This is a genomic window from Nocardioides secundeburneus, assembly GCF_039939255.1.
In the GTDB taxonomy this organism is placed as follows: Bacteria; Actinomycetota; Actinomycetes; order Propionibacteriales; family Nocardioidaceae; genus Nocardioides.
In genome coordinates this window covers 83,203-102,103 of the sequence record NZ_JBDUUE010000002.1, presented here as the reverse complement: position 1 = coordinate 102,103, position 18,901 = coordinate 83,203, and the positions used below count along the sequence as shown (strand labels likewise).

Genomic DNA, 18,901 nt, shown 5'->3' with positions numbered 1-18,901 from the left:
CTAGGACGCCCAACTAAACTGGTTGGAAGTCCTACCAATTGCCCGTCGCACCCAGGGAGCACCCGTGGCCGACCTGCACGTCCCCAGCAACCCGGTCCGTCTCGTCACGGCGTCGAGCCTGTTCGACGGTCACGACGCCTCGATCAACATCATGCGCCGGATCTTCCAGAGCCAGGGCTGCGAGGTCATCCACCTCGGGCACAACCGCTCGGTGCAGGAGGTCGTCGACGCCGCCCTCGAGGAGGACGTCCAGGGCGTCGCGGTCTCGTCCTACCAGGGCGGTCACATCGAGTACTTCGAGTACCTGGTCGAGTCCCTGCGCGAGCGCGGCGCGGGCCACGTCCGGGTCGTCGGGGGCGGTGGCGGGGTCATCGTGCACGAGGAGATCACCCGCCTGCGCCGCAGCGGCGTCACCATCTTCTCCCCCGAGGACGGCCAGCGCATGGGCCTGGCCGGCATGATCAACTCCGTCGTCCGCGACTGCGACCTCGACCTGTGGGCCGAGCGGCAGGTCACCGCCGACCAGGTCCTCAGCGGCGACCGGACGGCGATCGCACGCGCCATCACCGGCGCCGAGCAGGGCCGTCTCGGCGACGACGTCCTCGCCGTCGTCCGCGAGGCCGCCGGTCGCTCCACCGCACCCGTGCTCGGTCTCACGGGCACGGGCGGCTCGGGCAAGTCCTCGCTCACCGACGAGCTCGTCCGCCGCTTCCGCGTCGACCAGCACGACAAGCTGCGCATCGCCGTCGTCGCGGTCGACCCCACACGCCGCAAGGGCGGCGGCGCGCTGCTCGGCGACCGCATCCGGATGAACTCCCTTGACGGCGACCGCGTCTACTTCCGCTCCCTCGCCACGCGCGGTGCCCACGAGCTGCCGGCGTGCCTGCCCGACGTGATCGACGTGCTCAAGGCGGCCGGCTTCGACCTCGTCGTCGTCGAGACCCCCGGCATCGGCCAGGGCGACGCCGCCATCGTGCCGTTCGTCGACACCTCCGTCTACGTGATGACGCCCGAGTTCGGCGCCGCCTCGCAGCTGGAGAAGATCGACATGCTCGACTACGCCGACGTGGTCGCGATCAACAAGTTCGAGCGCCGCGGCGCCGCCGACGCCCTGCGCGACGTCGGGCGGCAGTTGGTGCGCAACCGCGAGGCGTTCGGCCAGCAGCCCACCGACATGCCGGTCTTCGGCACCTCGGCGGCCCGGTTCAACGACGACGGCGTCACGGCGCTCTACCAGCACCTGCGCGGTCTGCTCGACGAGCAGGGCCTGCCGGTCGACGAGGGAACCCTCCCCGCCGTCGAGGGCAAGGTCTCCACCGAGATCCACCCCGCCATCCCGGGCGAGCGCGTGCGCTACCTCGCCGAGATCGCCGCCGCCGTGCGCGGCTACCACGCCGACACCGAGGTGCTGGTCGAGCAGGCCCGCCGCGTGCAACGACTGCACGCGGTGTCCGACGAGCTGACGGCGGCGGGTGCGAGCGCCGGGGCCGACGACGTCGCCCGGCTGCTCGGCCGGGCCCGCGACGACCTGCCCCGCGGCGTCCGTGAGCAGATCGAGGCCTGGCCGGCCGTCGTCGAGTCCTACTCGGGCGAGGAGCAGGTCGTCGTCGTCCGCGACCGGGAGATCCGCACCCGGCTGACCCGCGAGTCGCTCAGCGGCAGCAAGATCCCGCGCGTAGCGCTCCCCCGTCACGACGACCACGGCGAGCTCGTCCGGTTCTGGCGTCGCGAGAACCTGCCCGGCTTCTTCCCCTTCACCGCCGGCGTGTTCCAGTTCAAGCGCGACGGCGAGGACCCCGCCCGCATGTTCGCCGGCGAGGGCGACCCGGCCCGCACCAACCGTCGCTTCAAGGTGCTCTCGCAGGACGGCGAGGCCACCCGCCTGTCCACCGCGTTCGACTCGGTCACCCTCTACGGCCGCGACCCCGACGAGCGTCCCGACATCTACGGCAAGGTCGGCACATCGGGTGTCTCGGTGGCCACGCTCGACGACATGAGGATCCTCTACGACGGCTTCGACCTGCTGGCGCCGTCGACGTCGGTCTCGATGACGATCAACGGCCCGGCCCCCACGGTGCTGGCGTTCTTCCTCAACACCGTGCTCGACCAGGCGCGCGCCCAAGGCGTCGACGACGCCACCGCGCTCGCCACGGTGCGCGGCACGGTGCAGGCCGACATCCTCAAGGAGGACCAGGGCCAGAACACCTGCCTGTTCTCGACCGAGTTCTCGCTGCGGATGATGGCCGACATCCAGGAGTGGTTCATCGAACACTCCGTCCGCAACTTCTACTCGGTCTCGATCTCCGGCTACCACATCGCCGAGGCCGGAGCGAACCCCATCAGCCAGCTGGCCTTCACCCTGGCCAACGGGTTCACCTACGTCGAGTCCTACCTCGCGCGCGGGCTCGACATCGACGACTTCGCACCCAACCTGTCGTTCTTCTTCTCCAACGGCATGGACCCCGAGTACTCCGTGATCGGCCGCGTCGCGCGCCGCATCTGGGCGGTGACCATGCGCGACCGCTACGGCGCCAACGAGCGCTCGCAGAAGCTGAAGTACCACGTGCAGACCAGCGGCCGCTCGCTGCACGCGCAGGAGATGGACTTCAACGACATCCGCACCACGCTGCAGGCGCTCATCGCGATCTACGACAACGCCAACAGCCTGCACACCAACGCCTACGACGAGGCCGTCACCACGCCCACCGAGGAGTCGGTGCGGCGCGCACTCGCGATCCAGCTGATCATCAACCGCGAGTGGGGCCTGGCGATGAACGAGAACCCGCTGCAGGGCAGCTACGTCATCGACGAGCTCACCGACCTCGTCGAGGAGGCCGTGCTGCGCGAGTTCGAGGCGATCAGCGAGCGCGGCGGTGTGCTCGGCGCGATGGAGACCGGCTACCAGCGCGGCCGCATCCAGGACGAGTCGATGCTCTACGAGCACCGCAAGCACGACGGCTCGCTGCCGATCGTCGGCGTCAACACCTTCCTCAAGCCGCACGCCGACGACGCCACCCCGGCCACCGTCGAGCTCGCGCGCGCGACCGACGCCGAGAAGGAGTCGCAGCTGGCGAAGGTGCGTGCCTTCCAAGCCGCGCACAGCGAGGAGGCCGCCGAGGCGATCGCGCGCCTCAAGGCCGCCGCGACCTCCGACGACAACGTGTTCGCCGTCCTCATGGACGCCGCCCGTGTGTGCTCGCTCGGCCAGGTCACCGAGGCGTTCTTCGAGGTGGGCGGCCAGTACCGCCGCAACGTCTGAGCGCGGAGTCGGCGCCGCGGAGCGCGCCGACCCCGATCAGCGAAGAGGTCGAGGAGCGTCGGCTCGGACCGGCGCGCAGCGACGGGGCGAGCGACGCGTCTCGAGACAGGTGAGCGCGGGGTCGGCGCCGCGGAGCGCGCCGACCTCGATCAGGTCTGGACCATCGCTTCTCGGGCGGGCCGGTCTGGGTCACACTGTCCCGGTGACGGCGATCGGGGGTGGTCCGCGGGTCGAGCCGACCCCGCCGCCTCCGCCCGTGCCGCCGGGGCTGCTCGACCACGTGCCCGACGCCTACGTCTCGGTCGACGCCTCCGGGCGGGTCGTCACCTGGAACGACCGGGCCGTCGCCGTGTTCGGCTGGTCGCTCGACGAGGTCCGCGCGCGCGGCCTCGCCGACCTGCTGCTCAGCAGCCGCCGGGCGGCGCTGCACCGACGTCAGGTCGACGACTTCCGCACCACGGGCATGTCGGGCATCCTCGGCCGCCACCGCGCCGTCCCGATGTCGACGCGCGACGGGCGTCTGCTGCGCGTCGACTGCGTCGTGTGGCCGGCTGTCGACGCCGGCGGCCGCACCACCCTGCACTGCCTCATGGACGACGTCACGGCCCGGTTCGACGAGGTCGCCGCGATGCGTCGCGCGGCCGACGACGTGGGGGCCTTCTCCGCGGCGATGGCGCACGACCTCCGGGCGCCGCTCGCGGTCGTCAAGGGCTACGTCGAGCTGCTGCGCGAGCACCTCGACGGCGGCCCGGCCGACCTGCTGGCCGGGCACATCGACGTCGCCGCCGACCGCGGGGTCGCGCTCATCGACGACATCCTGCGCTACCTCGGCATCGGGCGGGTGCTGGCCGTGCGCGAGCCGGTCGACCTCGACGCGCTGGTGGGCCGGGTGGTCGGCGAGCAGGTCCAGTCGGCCGGGCGCCCGGTCACGATCGACGTGCACCGTCTGCCCGTGGTGCGCGGCGACGAGCGCCTGCTCGGGCAGCTCTTCGGCAACCTGCTCGGCAACGCCGTGAAGCACGTGCCGGACGACCGCGACGTCATGATCGTCGTCGACGCCGTGCTCGACCCCGCCTGGGAGACGGTCACGGTGCGCGTGCACGACAACGGCGACCCGATCCCCGAGGCCGACCGACGACGCATCTTCGCGATGTTCCAGCGCGGTGCCGCGACGACGGCCACCGGCTCGGGGGTGGGGCTCGCGGTCTCGCACCGCATCGCCGAGCTGCACGACGGTCGCATCGACGTCGAGACGCCCGACGACGGCGGCAACCGGTTCTGCGTCCGCCTCGGTTCATAGGATCGACGGGTGACCTCACCCTCGATCGACCAGCTCCGCTCCCTGCCCGCCTCGATGGACCTCACGGTGCCGGCCGACGCCGTCGACGAGAACGGGCACATGAACATCACCAAGTACTTCGAGCTCGGCGCCTGGGCCCCGTGGATCCGGTTGCAGGAGGTGGCCATCGGCGACGACTACATCGGTGAGCGCGGCAGCTCGTTCTTCACCGTCGAGCACCACATCCGCTACCTCGCCGAGCTCCGGCTCGACGAGCGGTTCACCGTGCGCGCGGCCTTCGCCGGGCGCACGGGCAAGGCCCTGCACGGCATCTCGTTCGTGGTCGACGAGTCCCGCGACCGCCTGGCCTGCGTGATGGAGGAGATGTACGTGCACGTCTCGATGGAGTCACGGCGCTCGAGCCCGATCCCCGACGACGTCGCCGCCGCCCTCGACGCCGAGATCGCGGCCCGCCCGTGGGTCGCCGAGGTCGGGACCGGCCTGAGCCTGCGGCGATGAGGGACGACCTCGGCGCCGACGTCGGGCTCGAGGCGCCGGCGCGTCGCGTGGTCAGCCTGGTGCCGTCGCTCACCGAGGCCCTGGTCTCCGCCGAGCCCGGCGCCGTCGTCGGGGCGACCGAGTGGTGCACCCACCCGGCCGACCTCGACGTCACCCGGGTCAGGGGCACCAAGAACCCCGACCTGGCGGCGGTGCGCGCCCTCGCCCCCGACGTCGTCGTGGCCAACAAGGAGGAGAACCGCGAGCTCGACGTCCGGCGTCTCCGCGACTCGGGCGTGACCGTGTGGGTCACCGACATCGAGACCGTGCCCGACGCCGTCGCGTCGATGGAGCGGCTGCTCGACGGGCTCGGCTGGGCCCGGCCGGAGTGGCTCGCGCAGAGCCGCGAGCTGTGGTGCGGGCCGTTGCCGGCCGTCGACCGCACCGTCGCGGTGCCGATCTGGCGCGACCCGTGGATGGTCGTCGGAGCCCGCACGTTCACCACCGACCTGCTGCGCCGGCTGGGCTGGGCCAACGTCTACGCCGAGCACGCCGACCGCTACCCGCACGTCGAGCTCGCCGACCTCGACGGGGCCGGGGCCGACGTCGTCCTGCTGCCCGACGAGCCCTACGTGTTCGGCGACGACGACGGACCGGAGGCGTTCACCCGCACCCCGACCGAGCTCGTGAGCGGCCGGCTGATCACCTGGTACGGCCCGTCGCTGCTGGAGGCCGCGCGCCTCAGCCGCTGACGTCGCCCACGCGCACGTCGGCCACCCGCCGCAGCCGCGGCCGGTCGACCGGGTCGCCGTGCCCGTGGTGGCCGGTGGCCCACCACAGCCGCAGGCCGTCGCCGTGCACCTCGAGGGTCGCCAGGTTGTTGTCGAACCACGGGCCCTCGACGAGCCGCCACTCGAACGGCGCGTCGGGCACCTTGGCCGACCGGGCGACGACGTGACCGAGCGGTCCGGCGACGCCGTACGACAGGGCGGCCGTCGCGAAGCGCCACTTGCGCGAGAGCGGGTTGCGGATGGGCGAGCAGACCGCCTGCATGATCCGGCTCTGGACGCCGGGCAGCGGCCGCACCGCCGACAGGTAGCTGTGGTGCACGTCGCCGGAGAGGAACGTGACCGTCGCCGGCGCGCGCCCGCGCTCGCCGCGACCGACCTCGAGCACCATCTCGGCGACGGCGCCGAAGCCGGCCTGGAAGGCCGCCCAGTGCTCGAGGTCGACGGTCGTGCGCAGGCGTTCGCCGAAGCGCGACAGACGGCGTCCCCACCCGCCGCCGGCCAGCGCCTCGGAGAACGCCTCGACGTGGTGGAGTCCCGGCGCCAGCAGGAACGGCAGCGACGTGGCGACCAGCAGGTGGTCGACGTCGCCGCGCAGCTGGTCGTCGACCCAGGCGAGCTCGTCGGGGTCGAGCAGGTTGCGGTGGTCGGGCTCGAGCACCCGCGCGGCCCGCGAGTCGACGACGACCAGGCGCGCCTGCGCACCGAGGTCACGGGCGTAGCTCCAGCGGTAGGACGTCGGCTCCTGGTCGGCGCGGTCGGCGAACTCGTCGAGCAGCGGTCCGGCGTCCCAGCCGGGCTCGTCGGCGTGCGCGGCGATCTGCGACCAGACCGGGTCGCCGGCACGTTCGGCCGGCGAGAGGTTGCCGAGGTGCTGGTAGACCCAGTACGAGGCCAGCCCGGCGACGATGCGGCCGTGCCACCAGTCGGTGGCCTCCATCGCGTCCTTCCACGCGCGCGAGGTGTTCCAGTCGTCGCGGATGTCGTGGTCGTCGAAGATCATCAGGCTCGGCAGCGTCGAGAGCAGCCAGCGGTTGACGGGGTCGGACCACGCGAGCGCGTAGAGGTGGGCGTACTCCTCGTAGTCCTTCAGCTCGGTGCCGGGCGGCTCGTCGATCGAGCGGCGTGACTCGATGAACTCCTGCATCGCCGCGGTGGTCTCGTCGGCGTAGACCTGGTCGCCGAGGAAGACGACGAGGTCGGGCCAGCGCGGCTCGCCGCCGTCGGGGTCGTCGGCGTCGGCACTGGTCAGGCCGGCCATGCGCAGGGCGTAGGCGCGCAGGGCGTCGATGCCGTGGGTGGCGTTGCCGGCCTCGTCGTGATCGACCGAGGTGCGGCACGAGCCGTAGGCGATGCGCAGCGGCTTGGCGTGGTCGAGGGTCGGCACCACCGACGGGGGCAGGTCGGACGCCGGGTCGGGCCAGACGACCTCGCCGTCGAGCCGGACGGTGTAGGGGTATTGCCTCCCGGGCTCGAGGCCGCTCAGGCACAGCAGTGCGTAGTGGTGACCGTGGACGGCGAAAGTCACCGCCTCGACGTCGTCGCAGCCGTCGGCGGTGACGCGCACGGTGCCGGCGCGGGCCGTCTCGACCCACACCGAGGCCGACGTCTGGTCGACGTGCCGCACCAGCGGGCCGAGCACCAGCGGGGAGTCGGTCACGTCAGGTGGCCGTGAACGGGTGCAGCAGCGTCTTCATCTGTCCACTCACCCTCCCACGCTCGATCAGTCGCCGGGCCACTCGCCGGTCCAGCGCTGGAAGGCGCGGGCCGAGCCCCGCTGGAACAGGGCCTTGACGACGGCGAAGATCGCGCCCTGGACCAAGGCCGTGAGCACGACCTCGCGCAGCCGGTACTCCGACTCGAGGGGCTTGGGCGGGTCGTCGGTGTCGACCGGGATGACCCGGTGCGCCACGACGGTGAAGATCTTGCGGGCCAGGATCGCCGACAGGAGGCTGCCGACGACGCCCCACGGCTTGTAGAGGATGCGGGCGGCCTTGCTGCCGGAGTCCTCGACCTGCGGTCGGCTGCTCATGCCCGCACCTTCTTGACGATCTTGACGACGACGAGCACGACGATCACCGCGCCGACCGCGGCTCCGGCGTAGGTGGCCCCGGTCACCACCTGCTGCTTGCGCTCGTGGAGCCGCTCGCCGAGCTGGTCGACGGTGGCGGCGAGGTCGGCGCGCGTCTTCTCGATGTCGGCCTGGATCTGCTCGGGCGTCTGGGTCTTCTCGGACTCGCTCATGCGTGCTGCCCCTTCAACGTCTCGACGTCCTCCTTGACGCCGGCGACGGCGCGCTCGGGCACCGGCGGCGTGGCCTCGCCCACCTGCTTCTTGCCCATCAACGCCAGCACCCCGGCGATCGCGAACACGACCACGGTGACGATGAGGGCGGACAGCCAGGCCGGCACGGCCTCGGCGAGGCCGAGCACGATGGTCGCCAGCAGCAGCCCGACGCCGTAGAGCGCCAGGACGCCGGCCACGCCGAACTCGGCGACGCCCATCACACCGTGCTTGACCTTGCGCTGGGTCTCGGCCTGGGCCAGCCGGATCTCGTCCTGGATCAGCTGGCGAGACTGCTCGGTCAACCGGGTGAACAGCTCGCCCGTGCTCGGTTGTGACTCGTCCATCCCTCGAAACTAGGAGCCCTCACGGCACCGGTGGACCACCCCTTGTGGTGGCGTCCGGCCGGGGTCGGCGTGCCTATGTTCGACGCATGGCTACCAACGGCAAGCTCCGCTACACGACCCCCGGTCTGGAGACCGCCGACGCCGAGCGCGTCGTGGCTCTGCTGCAGGACCGGCTGAACGCGACCACCGACCTCCATCTGACGCTGAAGCACGTGCACTGGAACGTGGTCGGTCCGCACTTCATCTCCGTGCACGAGATGATCGACCCGCAGGTCGACGCCGTCCGCGGGTTCTCCGACGCCATCGCCGAGCGCATCGCGACCCTGGGCGGCTCGCCCGTGGGCACTCCGGGCGCGCTCGTCGAGCAGCGCTCGTGGGACGAGTACTCGATCGGCCGGGCCACGACGCAGGAGCACCTCGGCGCGCTCGACGTCGTGTACCAGGGCGTGATCACCAGCTACCGCGACGCGATCCAGGAGCTCGACGACCTCGACCTGGTCACCCAGGACATGCTCATCGCCCACACCGACGCGCTCGAGCTGTTCCACTGGTTCATCCGCGCCCACCTCGAGGACAAGGGTGGCAGCCTCTCGACCTCGGGAGCGACCTCGGAGGCCGAGGCGGCCAACGCCGCTCAGCAGGACGCCACCGAGGCGGCCACCGCCTGAGCCGTCCTGACCGCAGTTCCTCAGACAGCCCGTCGCGTCAACGCGACGGGCTGTCCGTCTGTCGGGAACGGGAGCGAGTGGTTGTTGAGCGGCGCGACGTACGACGGGTCGACCCGCCACTCGTGGTCGCGCAGCAGCCGGTGCATCACGGCCGCGACCTCCATGCCGGCGAAAGCCATGCCGAGGCACTTGTGCACGCCGCCGCCGAACGGCTCCCACGCGAACCGGTGGCTCTTGTCCTCGCGGCGGTCGGGGGCGAACCTCTCGGGGTCGAACGAGGTCGGGTCGGTCCAGTACTCCGGCATCAGGTGCGAGAACTGGGCGGCGACGGTCACGAACGTGTCGGCCGGGATGCGCACGCCCTCGACGACGACGTCGGCCACCGTGCGCCGGACGACGACCGGCACCGGGGCGCGGAGCCGCAGGCACTCCTTCATGACGAGGTCGAGCGAGGTCAGCGAGTCGAGCTCGGCCAGCGTCGGCCGGTCGGGCAGCGCCGCGGCCTCGTCGCGGCAGCGCTCCTGCCACTCGGGGTGCTGGCCGAGGTACTGCATCATGGTCGACAGCGTGCTGGTCGAGGTGTCGTGCGCGGCCATCATCAAGAAGATCATGTGGTTGACGACGTCGTCGTCGGAGAACCGCTCGCCGCCGTCGGTCTCGAGGTGGCACAGCTGCGAGAACAGGTCGTCGGTGAGCCGGGAACGGCGCGCCGGGAGGTAGTGGCGCAGCCACTGCTCGAGCACGAGGCGACCGCGGTGGGCGCGGCCCCACCGGGTGAGCGGCAGGTCGAGCCGCACGAGGGCGGAGGCGGCCTGCACGCAGTCGATGAAGGCGGCGTTGACCCGGGCCATCTCCTCGGGCGTGGAGTCCTCGGCCCCGCCCATGAAGATCTCGGCGGCGACGTCGAGCGTGAGCTGCTTCAGCGCCGGGTAGGCGCGGACGTCGCCGTGCCTGGACCACGTGGCCAGTCCGCGCTCGATGGCCGGGTACATGCCGGCCACGTAGCCCTCGAGCCGCGACCTCGTGAAGGCGTCCTGGAGGATCCGGCGGTGCAGGTGGTGCTCGTCGAAGTCGAGGAGCATGAGCCCGCGGTCGAAGAACGGCCCGACCAGCCGGTTCCACGCCGGCCCGTTGGCGAACGCCTTGTGCGGGTTGGTGAGCGCCGCCTGGCAGGCGTCGGGGCCGAGGAGCATCACCCAGGTGTCGCCGAGGATGCGCATCGGGGCCACCGGCCCGTAGTGCTCCCACTGCCGCTGGAACAGGGCGAGCGGGTCGTGGGCGTAGGACAGCGCCCGACCCAGGTAGGGCCACCCCCGGTCGTCGCGTCGGACGTCGGGCAGCTCGCGCACGTGCGTGGCAGCGGTCACACCGCCGACTCTACGAGAACCGGCGCAGCCTCAGGGAGTTCAGCACCACGAACACCGACGAGAACGCCATCGCCCCGCCGGCGATCATCGGGCTCAGCAAGCCGGCCGCGGCGAGCGGGATCGCCGCGACGTTGTAGCCGAAGGCCCAGAACAGGTTTCCCTTGATCGTGGCGAGCGTGCGGCGGGCCAACCGGACGCCGTCGGCCGCGACCCGCAGGTCGCCGCGCACCAGCACCAGGTCGCCGGCCTCCATGGCGACGTCGGTGCCGGTGCCCATCGCCAGCCCCAGGTCGGCCTGCGCCAGAGCCGCGGCGTCGTTGACGCCGTCGCCGACCATCGCGACGGCGTGGCCGTCGTGCTGCCAGCGGCGAACGACGGACACCTTGTCCGCCGGAAGCACGTCGGCCACCACGTGCTCGGCGTCGATGCCGACCTCGGCGGCGACCGCGCGGGCCACGGCCTCGTGGTCGCCCGTGAGCAGCACCGGCGTGAGGCCCAGGTCGCGGAAGCGCTGCACGGCCTCGCGCGAGGTCGGCTTGACGGTGTCGGCGACGACGAGCACGCCGCGCGCGGCGCCGTCCCAGCCGACGGCGACGGCGGTGCCGCCGTCGGCGTGCGCGTCGTCGACCACACGCCGCAGGCCGGCGGCCAGGGGCATGCCGTGGTCGGCCAGCAGGCTCGGCCGACCGACCAGCACGTCGAGGTCGTCGACGCGACCGCGGACGCCGAGGCCCTCGAGGCTGACGAAGTCGGTGACGGGCCGGCGCTCGTCGACGCCGGCCGCGACGGCCCGGGCGATCGGGTGCTCGGAGGCGTTCTCGAGGGCGGCGGCGAGCTCGAGCGTGCGCTCGTCGCCGTGCACCGAGCGCAGCGACATCTCGCCGGTCGTGACCGTGCCGGTCTTGTCGAGCAGCACGACGTCGATGCGCCGTGCCCGCTCGAGCGCCTCAGGCCCCTTGACGAGGATGCCGAGCTGCGCGCCGCGGCCGGTGCCGACCAGCAGGGCCGTCGGGGTCGCGAGGCCGAGCGCGCACGGGCACGCGATGACCAGCACCGCCACCGCGGCGGTGACCGCGGCCGCCGTCCCGGCACCGGTGCCGACCCAGAAGCCGAGCGTCGCGGCCGAGAGCAGGAGGACGACGGGCACGAACACGCCGGAGACGCGGTCGGCGAGCTGCTGGGCGGCGGCCTTGCCCGACTGGGCGTCCTCGACGAGGCGGGCCATCTGGGCCAGCTGGGTCTCGCCGCCGACCCGGGTGGCGCGGACGACGAGCCGCCCGCCGACGTTGACGGTCGCGCCGACGACGGCGTCGCCGGGCCGGACCTCGACAGGGACCGACTCGCCGGTCAGCATGGAGGCGTCGACCGCCGAGCCGCCCTCCACGACGTCGCCGTCGGTCGCGATCTTCTCCCCCGGCCGGACCACGAACGTGTCGCCCACGACGAGCTCGGACGCCGGCACCCGCACCTCGCCCCCGTCGCGCAGGACGGCGACGTCCTTGGCGCCGAGGTCGAGCAGCGCCCGGAGGGCGGCACCGGCGCGGCGCTTGGAGCGCGCCTCGACGTAGCGGCCGAGCAGCACGAGCGTGGTGACGCCGGCCGCCGCCTCGAGGTAGATGTTGCCCGCGCCGTCGGTGCGCTCGACGGCGATGCGGAACGGGTGGGTCATGCCGATGGTGCCGGCCGTGCCCCACATGAGGGCGTAGACCGACCAGCCGAACGCGGCGAGCACCCCGACGGAGACGAGGGTGTCCATCGTCGCGGCCGCGTGCCGCAGGTTGGCCCAGGCGGCCCGGTGGAACGGCAGCGCGCCCCAGACCACGACCGGCGCGGCCAGGGTGAGCGAGAGCCACTGCCACCCGTCGACCTGGAGCGCCGGCCACATCGCCATGGCGACGACCGGCACGGTCAGCAGGGCGCTGACGACCACCCGGTCGCGCAGGGCCCGGTTCGGGTCGGTGTCGTCGGCGTCGGCCTGCTCGGGCTCGGCGGCCGGGAGGCTCGCCTGGTAGCCGGCGGCCTCGACCGCGGCCACGAGATCGTCGGTCGACACCGTGTCGGCGAACGTGACGTGCGCCTTCTCGGTGGCGTAGTTGACGCTCGCCTCGACCCCGTCGAGCTTGTTGAGCCTGCGTTGGATGCGGTTCGCGCACGACGCGCAGGTCATGCCGGTGATCGCGAGCTCAGTGGTCGTGCTGCTCGTCGCCTGCGTGGTCATCGACGCCTCCGTCCCGGGTCTCGACGACGCCGTCGTGCGGGCTGGTGGTGGGTTCGTCGAGCGGTCCGACGGGACCGACCGGTCCGGTGGCCCGGCCCACGCCGAGCGCGACGACGAACACCGCGACCAGGGCGACGGCGAACGCACCGATGCGGGCGAGGGCGCTCATGTCAGCGAGTACCCGGCGTCCTCGACGGCGGCGCGCACCCGGTCGGCGGGCAACGGCTGGTCGCCGGTGACGTTGAGCGCCCCGGTGGCGAGGTCGACCCGGACGTCGGTGACGCCCTCGATCTCGGACACCTCCTCGGTGACGGAGGCGACGCAGTGGGCACACGTCATGCCGGAGACGGTGCCCTCGAACGTGTGCGGGGTCGTCGACGGACGGTCAGGGGTGGTCATGACTTCACCAATCGGGCGATAGCGGCGGATGCTTCCTTCAGCTTGGCCTCGGCCTCGGGGCCACCGGCCTTGGCGGCGTCGAGCACGCAGTGGCTCATGTGCTCGTCGACGAGGCCCAGGGCGACGGCCTGGAGCGCCTTCGTCACCGCGGAGACCTGCGTGAGGATGTCGATGCAGTAGGTGTCGTTCTCGATCATCCGCTCGATGCCGCGCACCTGACCCTCGATGCGCTTCATGCGCTTGAGGTAGTCGTCCTTGCGGCCGGCGTAGCCGGGGTCCCCGTGGTCCATGCTATCTACCATACCCCCCTATGGTATCTGCGCCAGGCCGCGCGCGGAGACGACCGTCACAGAAGTGGTCCAGACACGTGAATGCCGCTCACGTTCACCGGGCACGGACAGCTCGTCGCAGTGCGACGACTGCAAGAGCGGCCCGTCGCGGGGAGCGGCGGGCCGCTCGCCGTCCCCCCGAGGCGCGCGGCGCGCCGTGCCGCAGACTGGCGCCGTGACCTCGCTCGCCGACCCCCTCGACCTGGCCCACGGCCCGTCGTGGCGCAACCGCCTCGCCCTCGCCCCGCTGACCAACCTGCAGAGCCACCCCGACGGCACGCTCGGCGACGACGAGCGTCGCTGGCTCGTCGCGCGCGCCGAGGGCGGCTTCGGCCTGGTGATGACGTGCGCCGCCTACGTCGACCGCGCCGGCCAGGCCTGGCCCGGCCAGCTCGGCATCGCGGACGACGCCCACCTGCCCGGCCTGCGGCGCCTCGCCGACGACCTGCGCGCGGCCGGTGCGACGTCGTCGGTGCAGCTGCACCACGGCGGCCAGCGGGCGTCGTCCGAGGTGAGCGGCCTGCCGCTCGTCGCCCCGTGGGACGACGAGGCCCGCGGGGTGCGGGCGCTCACCACCGCGGAGGTCGGGCAGGCACGCGACGCGTTCGTGGCCGGCGCGGTGCGCGCCGAGCGGGCCGGCTTCGACGGCGTGCAGGTGCACGGTGCCCACGGCTACCTGGTCGCGCAGTTCCTCGACGCCCGCAAGAACCACCGCACCGACGCCTACGGCGGCGACCTCGAGGGCCGCTCGCGCCTCATGTGGGAGGTGCTGCGCGGCATCCGCGAGAGCACCGGCCCACAGTTCCAGGTCGCGATCCGACTCTCCCCCGAGCGCTTCGGCATCGCGCTCGACGACGCCGTGACGCTTGCCGGCCGGGTGCTCGCCTCCGGCCTGGTCGACCACCTCGACCTGTCGCTGTGGGACGTGCGCAAGCCGGTGCACGGCAGCGGCGACGACGACGCGCTGATCACCCACTTCACGGGCCTGCCGCGCCACGGCACCCGACTCGGCGTGGCCGGCAAGATCCTCTCGGCCGGCGACGCCGCATGGTGCCTCGAGCAGGGAGCCGACTCCGCCACCGTCGGCACGGCGGCGATCATCCACCACGACTTCGCCGCGCGCGCCGTGTCCGACCCGACCTGGGCGAGCATCCGGCAGCCGGTCTCGCGCGCCCACCTCGCGGCCGAGAGCGTCGGGCCGGCGTTCGTCGACTACCTCGCGACGAACTGGGACGACTTCGTCGTCGACCGCTGACGCCGCTTGTTTGAACGCGTTCAAATCTAGGGTACGGTCGGGCCATGAGGTTCGTGATCCCCGGAGGCACCGGCCACGTCGGCGGCGTGCTGCGCCGCGCGCTCGTCGAGGCGGGGCACGACGTCGTCGTGCTCAGCCGCCGACCCGAGACCCTCGAGGCAGGGGTCCGGCACGCCGTCTGGGACGGGCGCACCCTCGGCCCGTGGGCCGCCGAGGTCGACGGTGCCGACGTCGTCGTCAACCTGGCCGGACGCAGCGTCAGCTGTCGCTACACCGACGCGAACCTGCGCCAGATGATGGACTCCCGGGTCGAGTCGACCCGCGTGGTCGGCGAGGCGATCGCGCGGGCCGAGCATCCGCCGGCGGTCTGGCTGCAGATGAGCACGGCGACGATCTACGCCGACGCGCGCCACCACGGGCGGGCCCACGACGAGGCGACCGGCGTGCTCGGCGGCGACGAGCCCGACGTCCCGCTGTACTGGGAGTACAGCGTGCGCATCGCCCGCCGGTGGGAGGCCGCCCAGGCCGAGGCCGACCTGCCCCGCACCCGCCGGGTCGCGCTGCGCACCGCGATGGTGATGAGCCCCGACCGCGGCAGCGTCCTCGACTACCTGCTCCGGCTCGCCCGCCTGGGTCTCGGCGGACCGGTCGCCGGCGGCGCGCAGCACGTCTCGTGGATCCACGGCGACGACGTGGTGCGGGCCGTGCTGTTCCTCGTCGAGCGCGACGACCTCGCCGGTCCGGTGAACCTCGCCGCGCCCGACCCGCTCCCCCAGCGCGACCTGATGCGCACCCTGCGTCGCGCCTGGGGACGACGTCCCGCCCTGCCCGCCACCCGCCGGATGGCCGGGCTCGGCGCCTTCGTGCTCCGCTCCGACCCCGAGCTGCTGCTCAAGAGCCGGCGCGTCGTGCCCGGCCGTCTGCTCGACGCCGGCTTCACCTTCGACCACCCGACCTGGGACGACGCCGCGGCCGACCTGGTCGCCGCCGTCCGGGCCCGGCGCTGACCCACGCGTAGCCTCGGGACATGGCCGTCACGCTCACCCACCACTTCGCCGACGAGCTGCCCGAGCTCGCGCTGGAGCGGCCGGCCGCCGAGGCGCCCGCACCGCGGCTGCTCGCGCTCAACCAGCCGCTGGCCGCCGAGCTCGGCCTCGACGCCGCGTGGCTGCGCACCGACGAGGGCGTCCGGTTCCTGGTCGGCAACGCCGTGCCCGTCGGCGCCCGCCCGGTCGCCCAGGCCTACGCCGGACACCAGTTCGGCGGCTACTCCCCGCGGCTCGGCGACGGCCGGGCGCTGCTGCTCGGCGAGGTCACCGACGCCGAGGGGCGGCTGCGCGACGTCCACCTCAAGGGGTCGGGGCGCACGCCGTTCGCGCGAGGTGGCGACGGGCTGGCCGCGGTCGGCCCGATGCTGCGCGAGTACGTCGTCAGCGAGGCCATGCACGCCCTCGGCATCCCGACCACCCGCGCGCTGGCCGTCGTCGCGACGGGGCGCACGGTGCAGCGCGACACCCCGTTGCCCGGCGCGGTGCTCACCCGGGTCGCGTCGAGCCACCTGCGCGTCGGCACGTTCCAGTACGTCCGCGCGCTCGACGACCCCGACCTGCTCCAGCGGCTCGTCGACCACGCGATCGCCCGGCACCACCCGCATGCCGCCGACGCCGAGCGGCCGGCACTGGCGCTGTTCGAGGCCGTCGTCGCCGCGCAGGCCGACCTGGTCGCGCGGTGGATGCTGGTCGGCTTCGTGCACGGCGTCATGAACACCGACAACATGACGATCTCGGGCGAGACCATCGACTACGGCCCGTGCGCGTTCCTCGAGGCGTTCGACCCGGCGACGGTGTTCAGCTCGATCGACTCCGGCGGTCGCTACGCCTACGCCAACCAGCCGCTCGCCGCCGAGTGGAACCTGGCCCGGTTGGGCGAGACCCTGCTGCCGCTCGTGCACGACGACGAGGCCAAGGCGGTCGAGGTCGTCACCACCGCGCTCGAGGGGTTCCGTCCGCGCTACGCCGCCGCCTGGGACGCCGGCTGGCGCGCCAAGCTCGGCCTGCCCGACGTGCCCGAGGCGCAGGACGTCGTCGACGGCGCCCTCACGCTGCTGCAGACCGAGCACCCCGACCTCACCTCCTTCGTCGTCGCGCTCGCCGACGGCACCGCGCGCGACCACGTCGTCGACCGGGAGGCCTTCGACGCCTGGCACGCCCGGTGGCAGGCGCTCGGGCCCGACGTCGCGACGATGCGCCGCACCAACCCCGTCCGCGTGCCACGCAACCACCTCGTGCAGGAGGCCCTCGACGCCGCCGACGACGGCGACCTCGCCCACCTCGCGCCCCTGCTGCAGGCCGTGACGTCGCCGTACGGCGACCTGCCCGGAGCGGAGCGCTACGCCGAGCCGTCACCCGACGGCGCCGACGCGTTCGTCACCTACTGCGGCACCTGACGCCGCAGCCGCACGATCACCTCGTAGTGGTCGGTGTGCGGGAACATGTCGAGCACCTGGGCCTCCTCGGGCACCCACGACGGCAGCGCGGCGAGGTCGCGCGCCAGCGAGGTCACGCGGCACGAGGAGTAGACGAGCGTCGTGGCCGCCGAGCGCTCGAGCGTGGCGCACAGCTGCGACCCGAGCCCGCGCCGCGGCGGGTTGACCACGACCAGCTCGGCGTCGGCCCCGGTCACCCCGGTCGCGTCGCCGGCGTCGAAGGTGACGTCGAGGCCGAGCTCGGCGGCCGTCGTCCGGGCGCTGGCGACGGCCTGCTCGCTCACCTCGACGCCGTGCACGCGTCGTCCGGGGGCGGCGAGGTGGAGGGCGAACCCACCGACGCCGCAGTAGAGGTCGAGCACCGACGACGGCGCCACCTCGTCGGCCCACGCGCGGGCGCGCCGGTAGAGCGCGCCGGCGACGGCGGTGTTGGTCTGGAAGAACGCCCGGGGCCCGAGGTGCAGCCCCACACCGTCGACCTCGACCCGCAGGGTCGAGCGCTCGGTGAGCACGACCTCCTCGTCGCCCTCCAGCACCGCCTTGTGGTCGGGCTGCAGGTTGGCCGTGACCACCACGACCTCCGGGTGCTCGGCCAGGAACGCGGGCAGGTGCTTGCGCAGCCGCGGCAGCGCCTCGGTGGTGCGCAGCACCCAGCGCACGAGGAACTCGCCGTCGGGCGACTCGGTGACGAGCACGTGCTTGAGCTCGCCGCGCCGCGTCGGCACGTCGTAGGGCGTGAGCCGGGCGGTGGAGACGAGGGCGGCGAGCGCCGGCAGCAGCACGTGCATCGCCGGGGAGTAGAGCGCGCACCCACGCAGGTCGACGCCGCGGCCGTCGGTGTCGAGGATGCCGAGCGTCGGGTCGTCGACCGGGCCGGCGACCACCATCTTCGCCTTGTTGCGGAACCCGCCCTCGGCGCTCGCGACCGGCGCCAGCCACCGGACGCCGTCGGGCAGCGCCGCACGGGCGTGCGCGTCCTTCGCGGCCAGCTGGTCGCCGTACGGCGTCAAAAGGTGCGTGCACGAGCGGCACGCACCCGCGTCGAAGTAGCCGCAGCGCACGCCTCCAGCGTAGGCAGCGCGGTGTCCTGCAGAGCTACTGGGCGACGTCGTGCCCGCCCGCGCCGCTCAGGCTGCAGGTCCGATGCGGACCCCGACGTCCACCAGCAGCTCGTCCCCAGGCCCCGGGATCGGGCCGTCACGCGCGCGGGCGTGCCACCCCTCGCACGGCGAGCACTACGACGAGCGGCAGCAGGGCGACGACACCGGCCGCGACCTGCCAGCCGACCTGGGTGCCGGCGGTCGCCGAGGTGCGCAGCACGGAGTCGGTCGCGGTCGACCAGGCCACGAGCGCGACGAGGCCGAGGCCGGACGACGCCGTCCACGCGGCGTTCACGAGGGCCCCGGTCGCCCGCGCCGACGGGCTCGTGAACGAGAAGACCGCGGCGACCACGACCGTCGAGAGCCCCAGGCCGATGCTCAGCGCGACGATCGTGAACGCGGCGAGGCCGTAGAGGGCGTCGAGGTCGGCGACACCGCTGCTGATGGCCGAGTCGCCCTCGACGAGCAGCCACGGCACGCCGACGAAGGCGGGCACCGGCAGCCAGAGCAGCAGCCGGTGCGCACCGGGCGTCGCGCGGACGGGGGTGGTCGGTGCGGCGGCGGACGGGGTCGTGGTCATGCCGACCATGGTGCGGCGTCGCGGGGCCGCTCCGGCAGAGCCTGCG

The 18,901-nt window shown here is 73.1% G+C and carries 19 protein-coding genes; 8 read left to right on the top strand and 11 right to left on the bottom strand.

All coding sequences use genetic code 11. The features are described from left to right. Window positions 1–64 precede the first annotated feature (64 nt). The 4 genes from icmF to ABFT23_RS05460 all read left to right on the top strand — a co-directional run bounded on the left by icmF (window position 65) and on the right by ABFT23_RS05460 (window position 5,788). Window positions 65–3,259 carry a fused isobutyryl-CoA mutase/GTPase IcmF gene (gene icmF / locus ABFT23_RS05475; protein WP_347893204.1) on the top strand — a complete coding sequence of 1,065 codons (3,195 nt, stop codon included), beginning with the start codon at window positions 65–67 and terminating at the stop codon, window positions 3,257–3,259. A 202-nt stretch (window positions 3,260–3,461) separates the two neighbouring features. Continuing rightward, window positions 3,462–4,559: a PAS domain-containing sensor histidine kinase gene (locus ABFT23_RS05470; protein ID WP_347893203.1), complete on the top strand. Its 1,098-nt coding sequence runs from the start codon at window positions 3,462–3,464 to the stop codon at window positions 4,557–4,559. Window positions 4,560–4,568: 9 nt separating this feature from the next. Continuing rightward, a complete protein-coding gene (locus tag ABFT23_RS05465; protein ID WP_347893201.1) occupies window positions 4,569–5,057 on the top strand; it encodes an acyl-CoA thioesterase in 489 nt (162 codons plus the stop codon). Continuing rightward, complete coding sequence (locus tag ABFT23_RS05460) at window positions 5,054–5,788, top strand: helical backbone metal receptor (protein ID WP_347893199.1); 735 nt, start codon at window positions 5,054–5,056, stop codon at window positions 5,786–5,788. Before ABFT23_RS05465 ends, ABFT23_RS05460 begins: the two co-directional genes overlap by 4 nt. On the opposite strand, the gene ABFT23_RS05455 is transcribed toward ABFT23_RS05460, so the two are convergent. The 4 genes from ABFT23_RS05455 to ABFT23_RS05440 form a co-directional block, all read right to left on the bottom strand. Beyond that, a complete protein-coding gene (locus ABFT23_RS05455; protein ID WP_347893198.1) occupies window positions 5,778–7,484 on the bottom strand; it encodes an alkaline phosphatase D family protein in 1,707 nt (568 codons plus the stop codon). The two genes, ABFT23_RS05460 and ABFT23_RS05455, sit on opposite strands and share 11 nt — an antisense overlap. 63 nt (window positions 7,485–7,547) lie before the next feature. After that, on the bottom strand, window positions 7,548–7,856 hold the full coding sequence (locus tag ABFT23_RS05450) for a DUF4235 domain-containing protein (RefSeq protein ID WP_347893197.1): 309 nt from the start codon (window positions 7,854–7,856) through the stop codon (window positions 7,548–7,550). Beyond that, the gene (locus ABFT23_RS05445; protein WP_347893196.1) at window positions 7,853–8,068 is read right to left on the bottom strand and encodes a DUF3618 domain-containing protein; all 216 of its coding nucleotides are present in this window, start codon (window positions 8,066–8,068) and stop codon (window positions 7,853–7,855) included. Before ABFT23_RS05445 ends, ABFT23_RS05450 begins: the two co-directional genes overlap by 4 nt. Continuing rightward, window positions 8,065–8,454, bottom strand: coding sequence for a phage holin family protein (locus ABFT23_RS05440; RefSeq protein WP_347893194.1), 390 nt, complete (start codon window positions 8,452–8,454; stop codon window positions 8,065–8,067). The genes ABFT23_RS05445 and ABFT23_RS05440 overlap by 4 nt, the downstream gene beginning before the upstream one ends. A gap of 86 nt (window positions 8,455–8,540) precedes the next feature. Here ABFT23_RS05440 and ABFT23_RS05435 point away from each other — a divergent pair, with 86 nt between their 5' ends. Then, window positions 8,541–9,122, top strand: a complete 582-nt coding sequence (locus tag ABFT23_RS05435; protein WP_347893193.1) for a Dps family protein — start codon at window positions 8,541–8,543, stop codon at window positions 9,120–9,122. A 20-nt stretch (window positions 9,123–9,142) separates the two neighbouring features. Here the strand turns inward: ABFT23_RS05435 and ABFT23_RS05430 are convergent, their stop codons facing one another. The 5 genes from ABFT23_RS05430 to ABFT23_RS05410 are packed head-to-tail and all read right to left on the bottom strand — an operon-like array spanning window position 9,143 to window position 13,396. Next, complete coding sequence (locus ABFT23_RS05430) at window positions 9,143–10,489, bottom strand: cytochrome P450 (protein ID WP_347893191.1); 1,347 nt, start codon at window positions 10,487–10,489, stop codon at window positions 9,143–9,145. A 10-nt stretch (window positions 10,490–10,499) separates the two neighbouring features. Further along, entirely contained in the window at window positions 10,500–12,707 is a 2,208-nt protein-coding gene (locus tag ABFT23_RS05425) for a heavy metal translocating P-type ATPase (protein WP_347893190.1), read from the bottom strand. Continuing rightward, entirely contained in the window at window positions 12,673–12,876 is a 204-nt protein-coding gene (locus ABFT23_RS05420; RefSeq protein ID WP_347893188.1) for a hypothetical protein, read from the bottom strand. The genes ABFT23_RS05425 and ABFT23_RS05420 overlap by 35 nt, the downstream gene beginning before the upstream one ends. Then, a complete protein-coding gene (locus tag ABFT23_RS05415; RefSeq protein ID WP_347893187.1) occupies window positions 12,873–13,106 on the bottom strand; it encodes a heavy-metal-associated domain-containing protein in 234 nt (77 codons plus the stop codon). Before ABFT23_RS05415 ends, ABFT23_RS05420 begins: the two co-directional genes overlap by 4 nt. Then, a complete protein-coding gene (locus tag ABFT23_RS05410; RefSeq protein ID WP_347893185.1) occupies window positions 13,103–13,396 on the bottom strand; it encodes a metal-sensitive transcriptional regulator in 294 nt (97 codons plus the stop codon). Before ABFT23_RS05410 ends, ABFT23_RS05415 begins: the two co-directional genes overlap by 4 nt. A 214-nt stretch (window positions 13,397–13,610) precedes the next feature. On the opposite strand from ABFT23_RS05410, the gene ABFT23_RS05405 reads away from it, so the two are divergent. Genes ABFT23_RS05405 through ABFT23_RS05395 form a run of 3 tightly spaced genes read left to right on the top strand, consistent with a single transcriptional unit; the run spans window position 13,611 to window position 17,136 of the window. After that, complete coding sequence (locus ABFT23_RS05405; protein WP_347893183.1) at window positions 13,611–14,690, top strand: NADH:flavin oxidoreductase; 1,080 nt, start codon at window positions 13,611–13,613, stop codon at window positions 14,688–14,690. A gap of 44 nt (window positions 14,691–14,734) precedes the next feature. Beyond that, entirely contained in the window at window positions 14,735–15,697 is a 963-nt protein-coding gene (locus ABFT23_RS05400) for a TIGR01777 family oxidoreductase (protein ID WP_347893182.1), read from the top strand. Window positions 15,698–15,717: 20 nt separating this feature from the next. Beyond that, the gene (locus ABFT23_RS05395) at window positions 15,718–17,136 is read left to right on the top strand and encodes a protein adenylyltransferase SelO (protein WP_347893180.1); all 1,419 of its coding nucleotides are present in this window, start codon (window positions 15,718–15,720) and stop codon (window positions 17,134–17,136) included. Here ABFT23_RS05395 and ABFT23_RS05390 read toward each other — a convergent pair. Both ABFT23_RS05390 and ABFT23_RS05385 read right to left on the bottom strand, forming a co-directional pair. Continuing rightward, window positions 17,121–18,236: a methyltransferase domain-containing protein gene (locus ABFT23_RS05390; protein ID WP_347893178.1), complete on the bottom strand. Its 1,116-nt coding sequence runs from the start codon at window positions 18,234–18,236 to the stop codon at window positions 17,121–17,123. The genes ABFT23_RS05395 and ABFT23_RS05390 overlap by 16 nt on opposite strands. Before the next feature lie 136 nt (window positions 18,237–18,372). Next, complete coding sequence (locus tag ABFT23_RS05385) at window positions 18,373–18,855, bottom strand: hypothetical protein (RefSeq protein WP_347893176.1); 483 nt, start codon at window positions 18,853–18,855, stop codon at window positions 18,373–18,375. Between the last annotated feature and the right edge of the window lie 46 nt (window positions 18,856–18,901).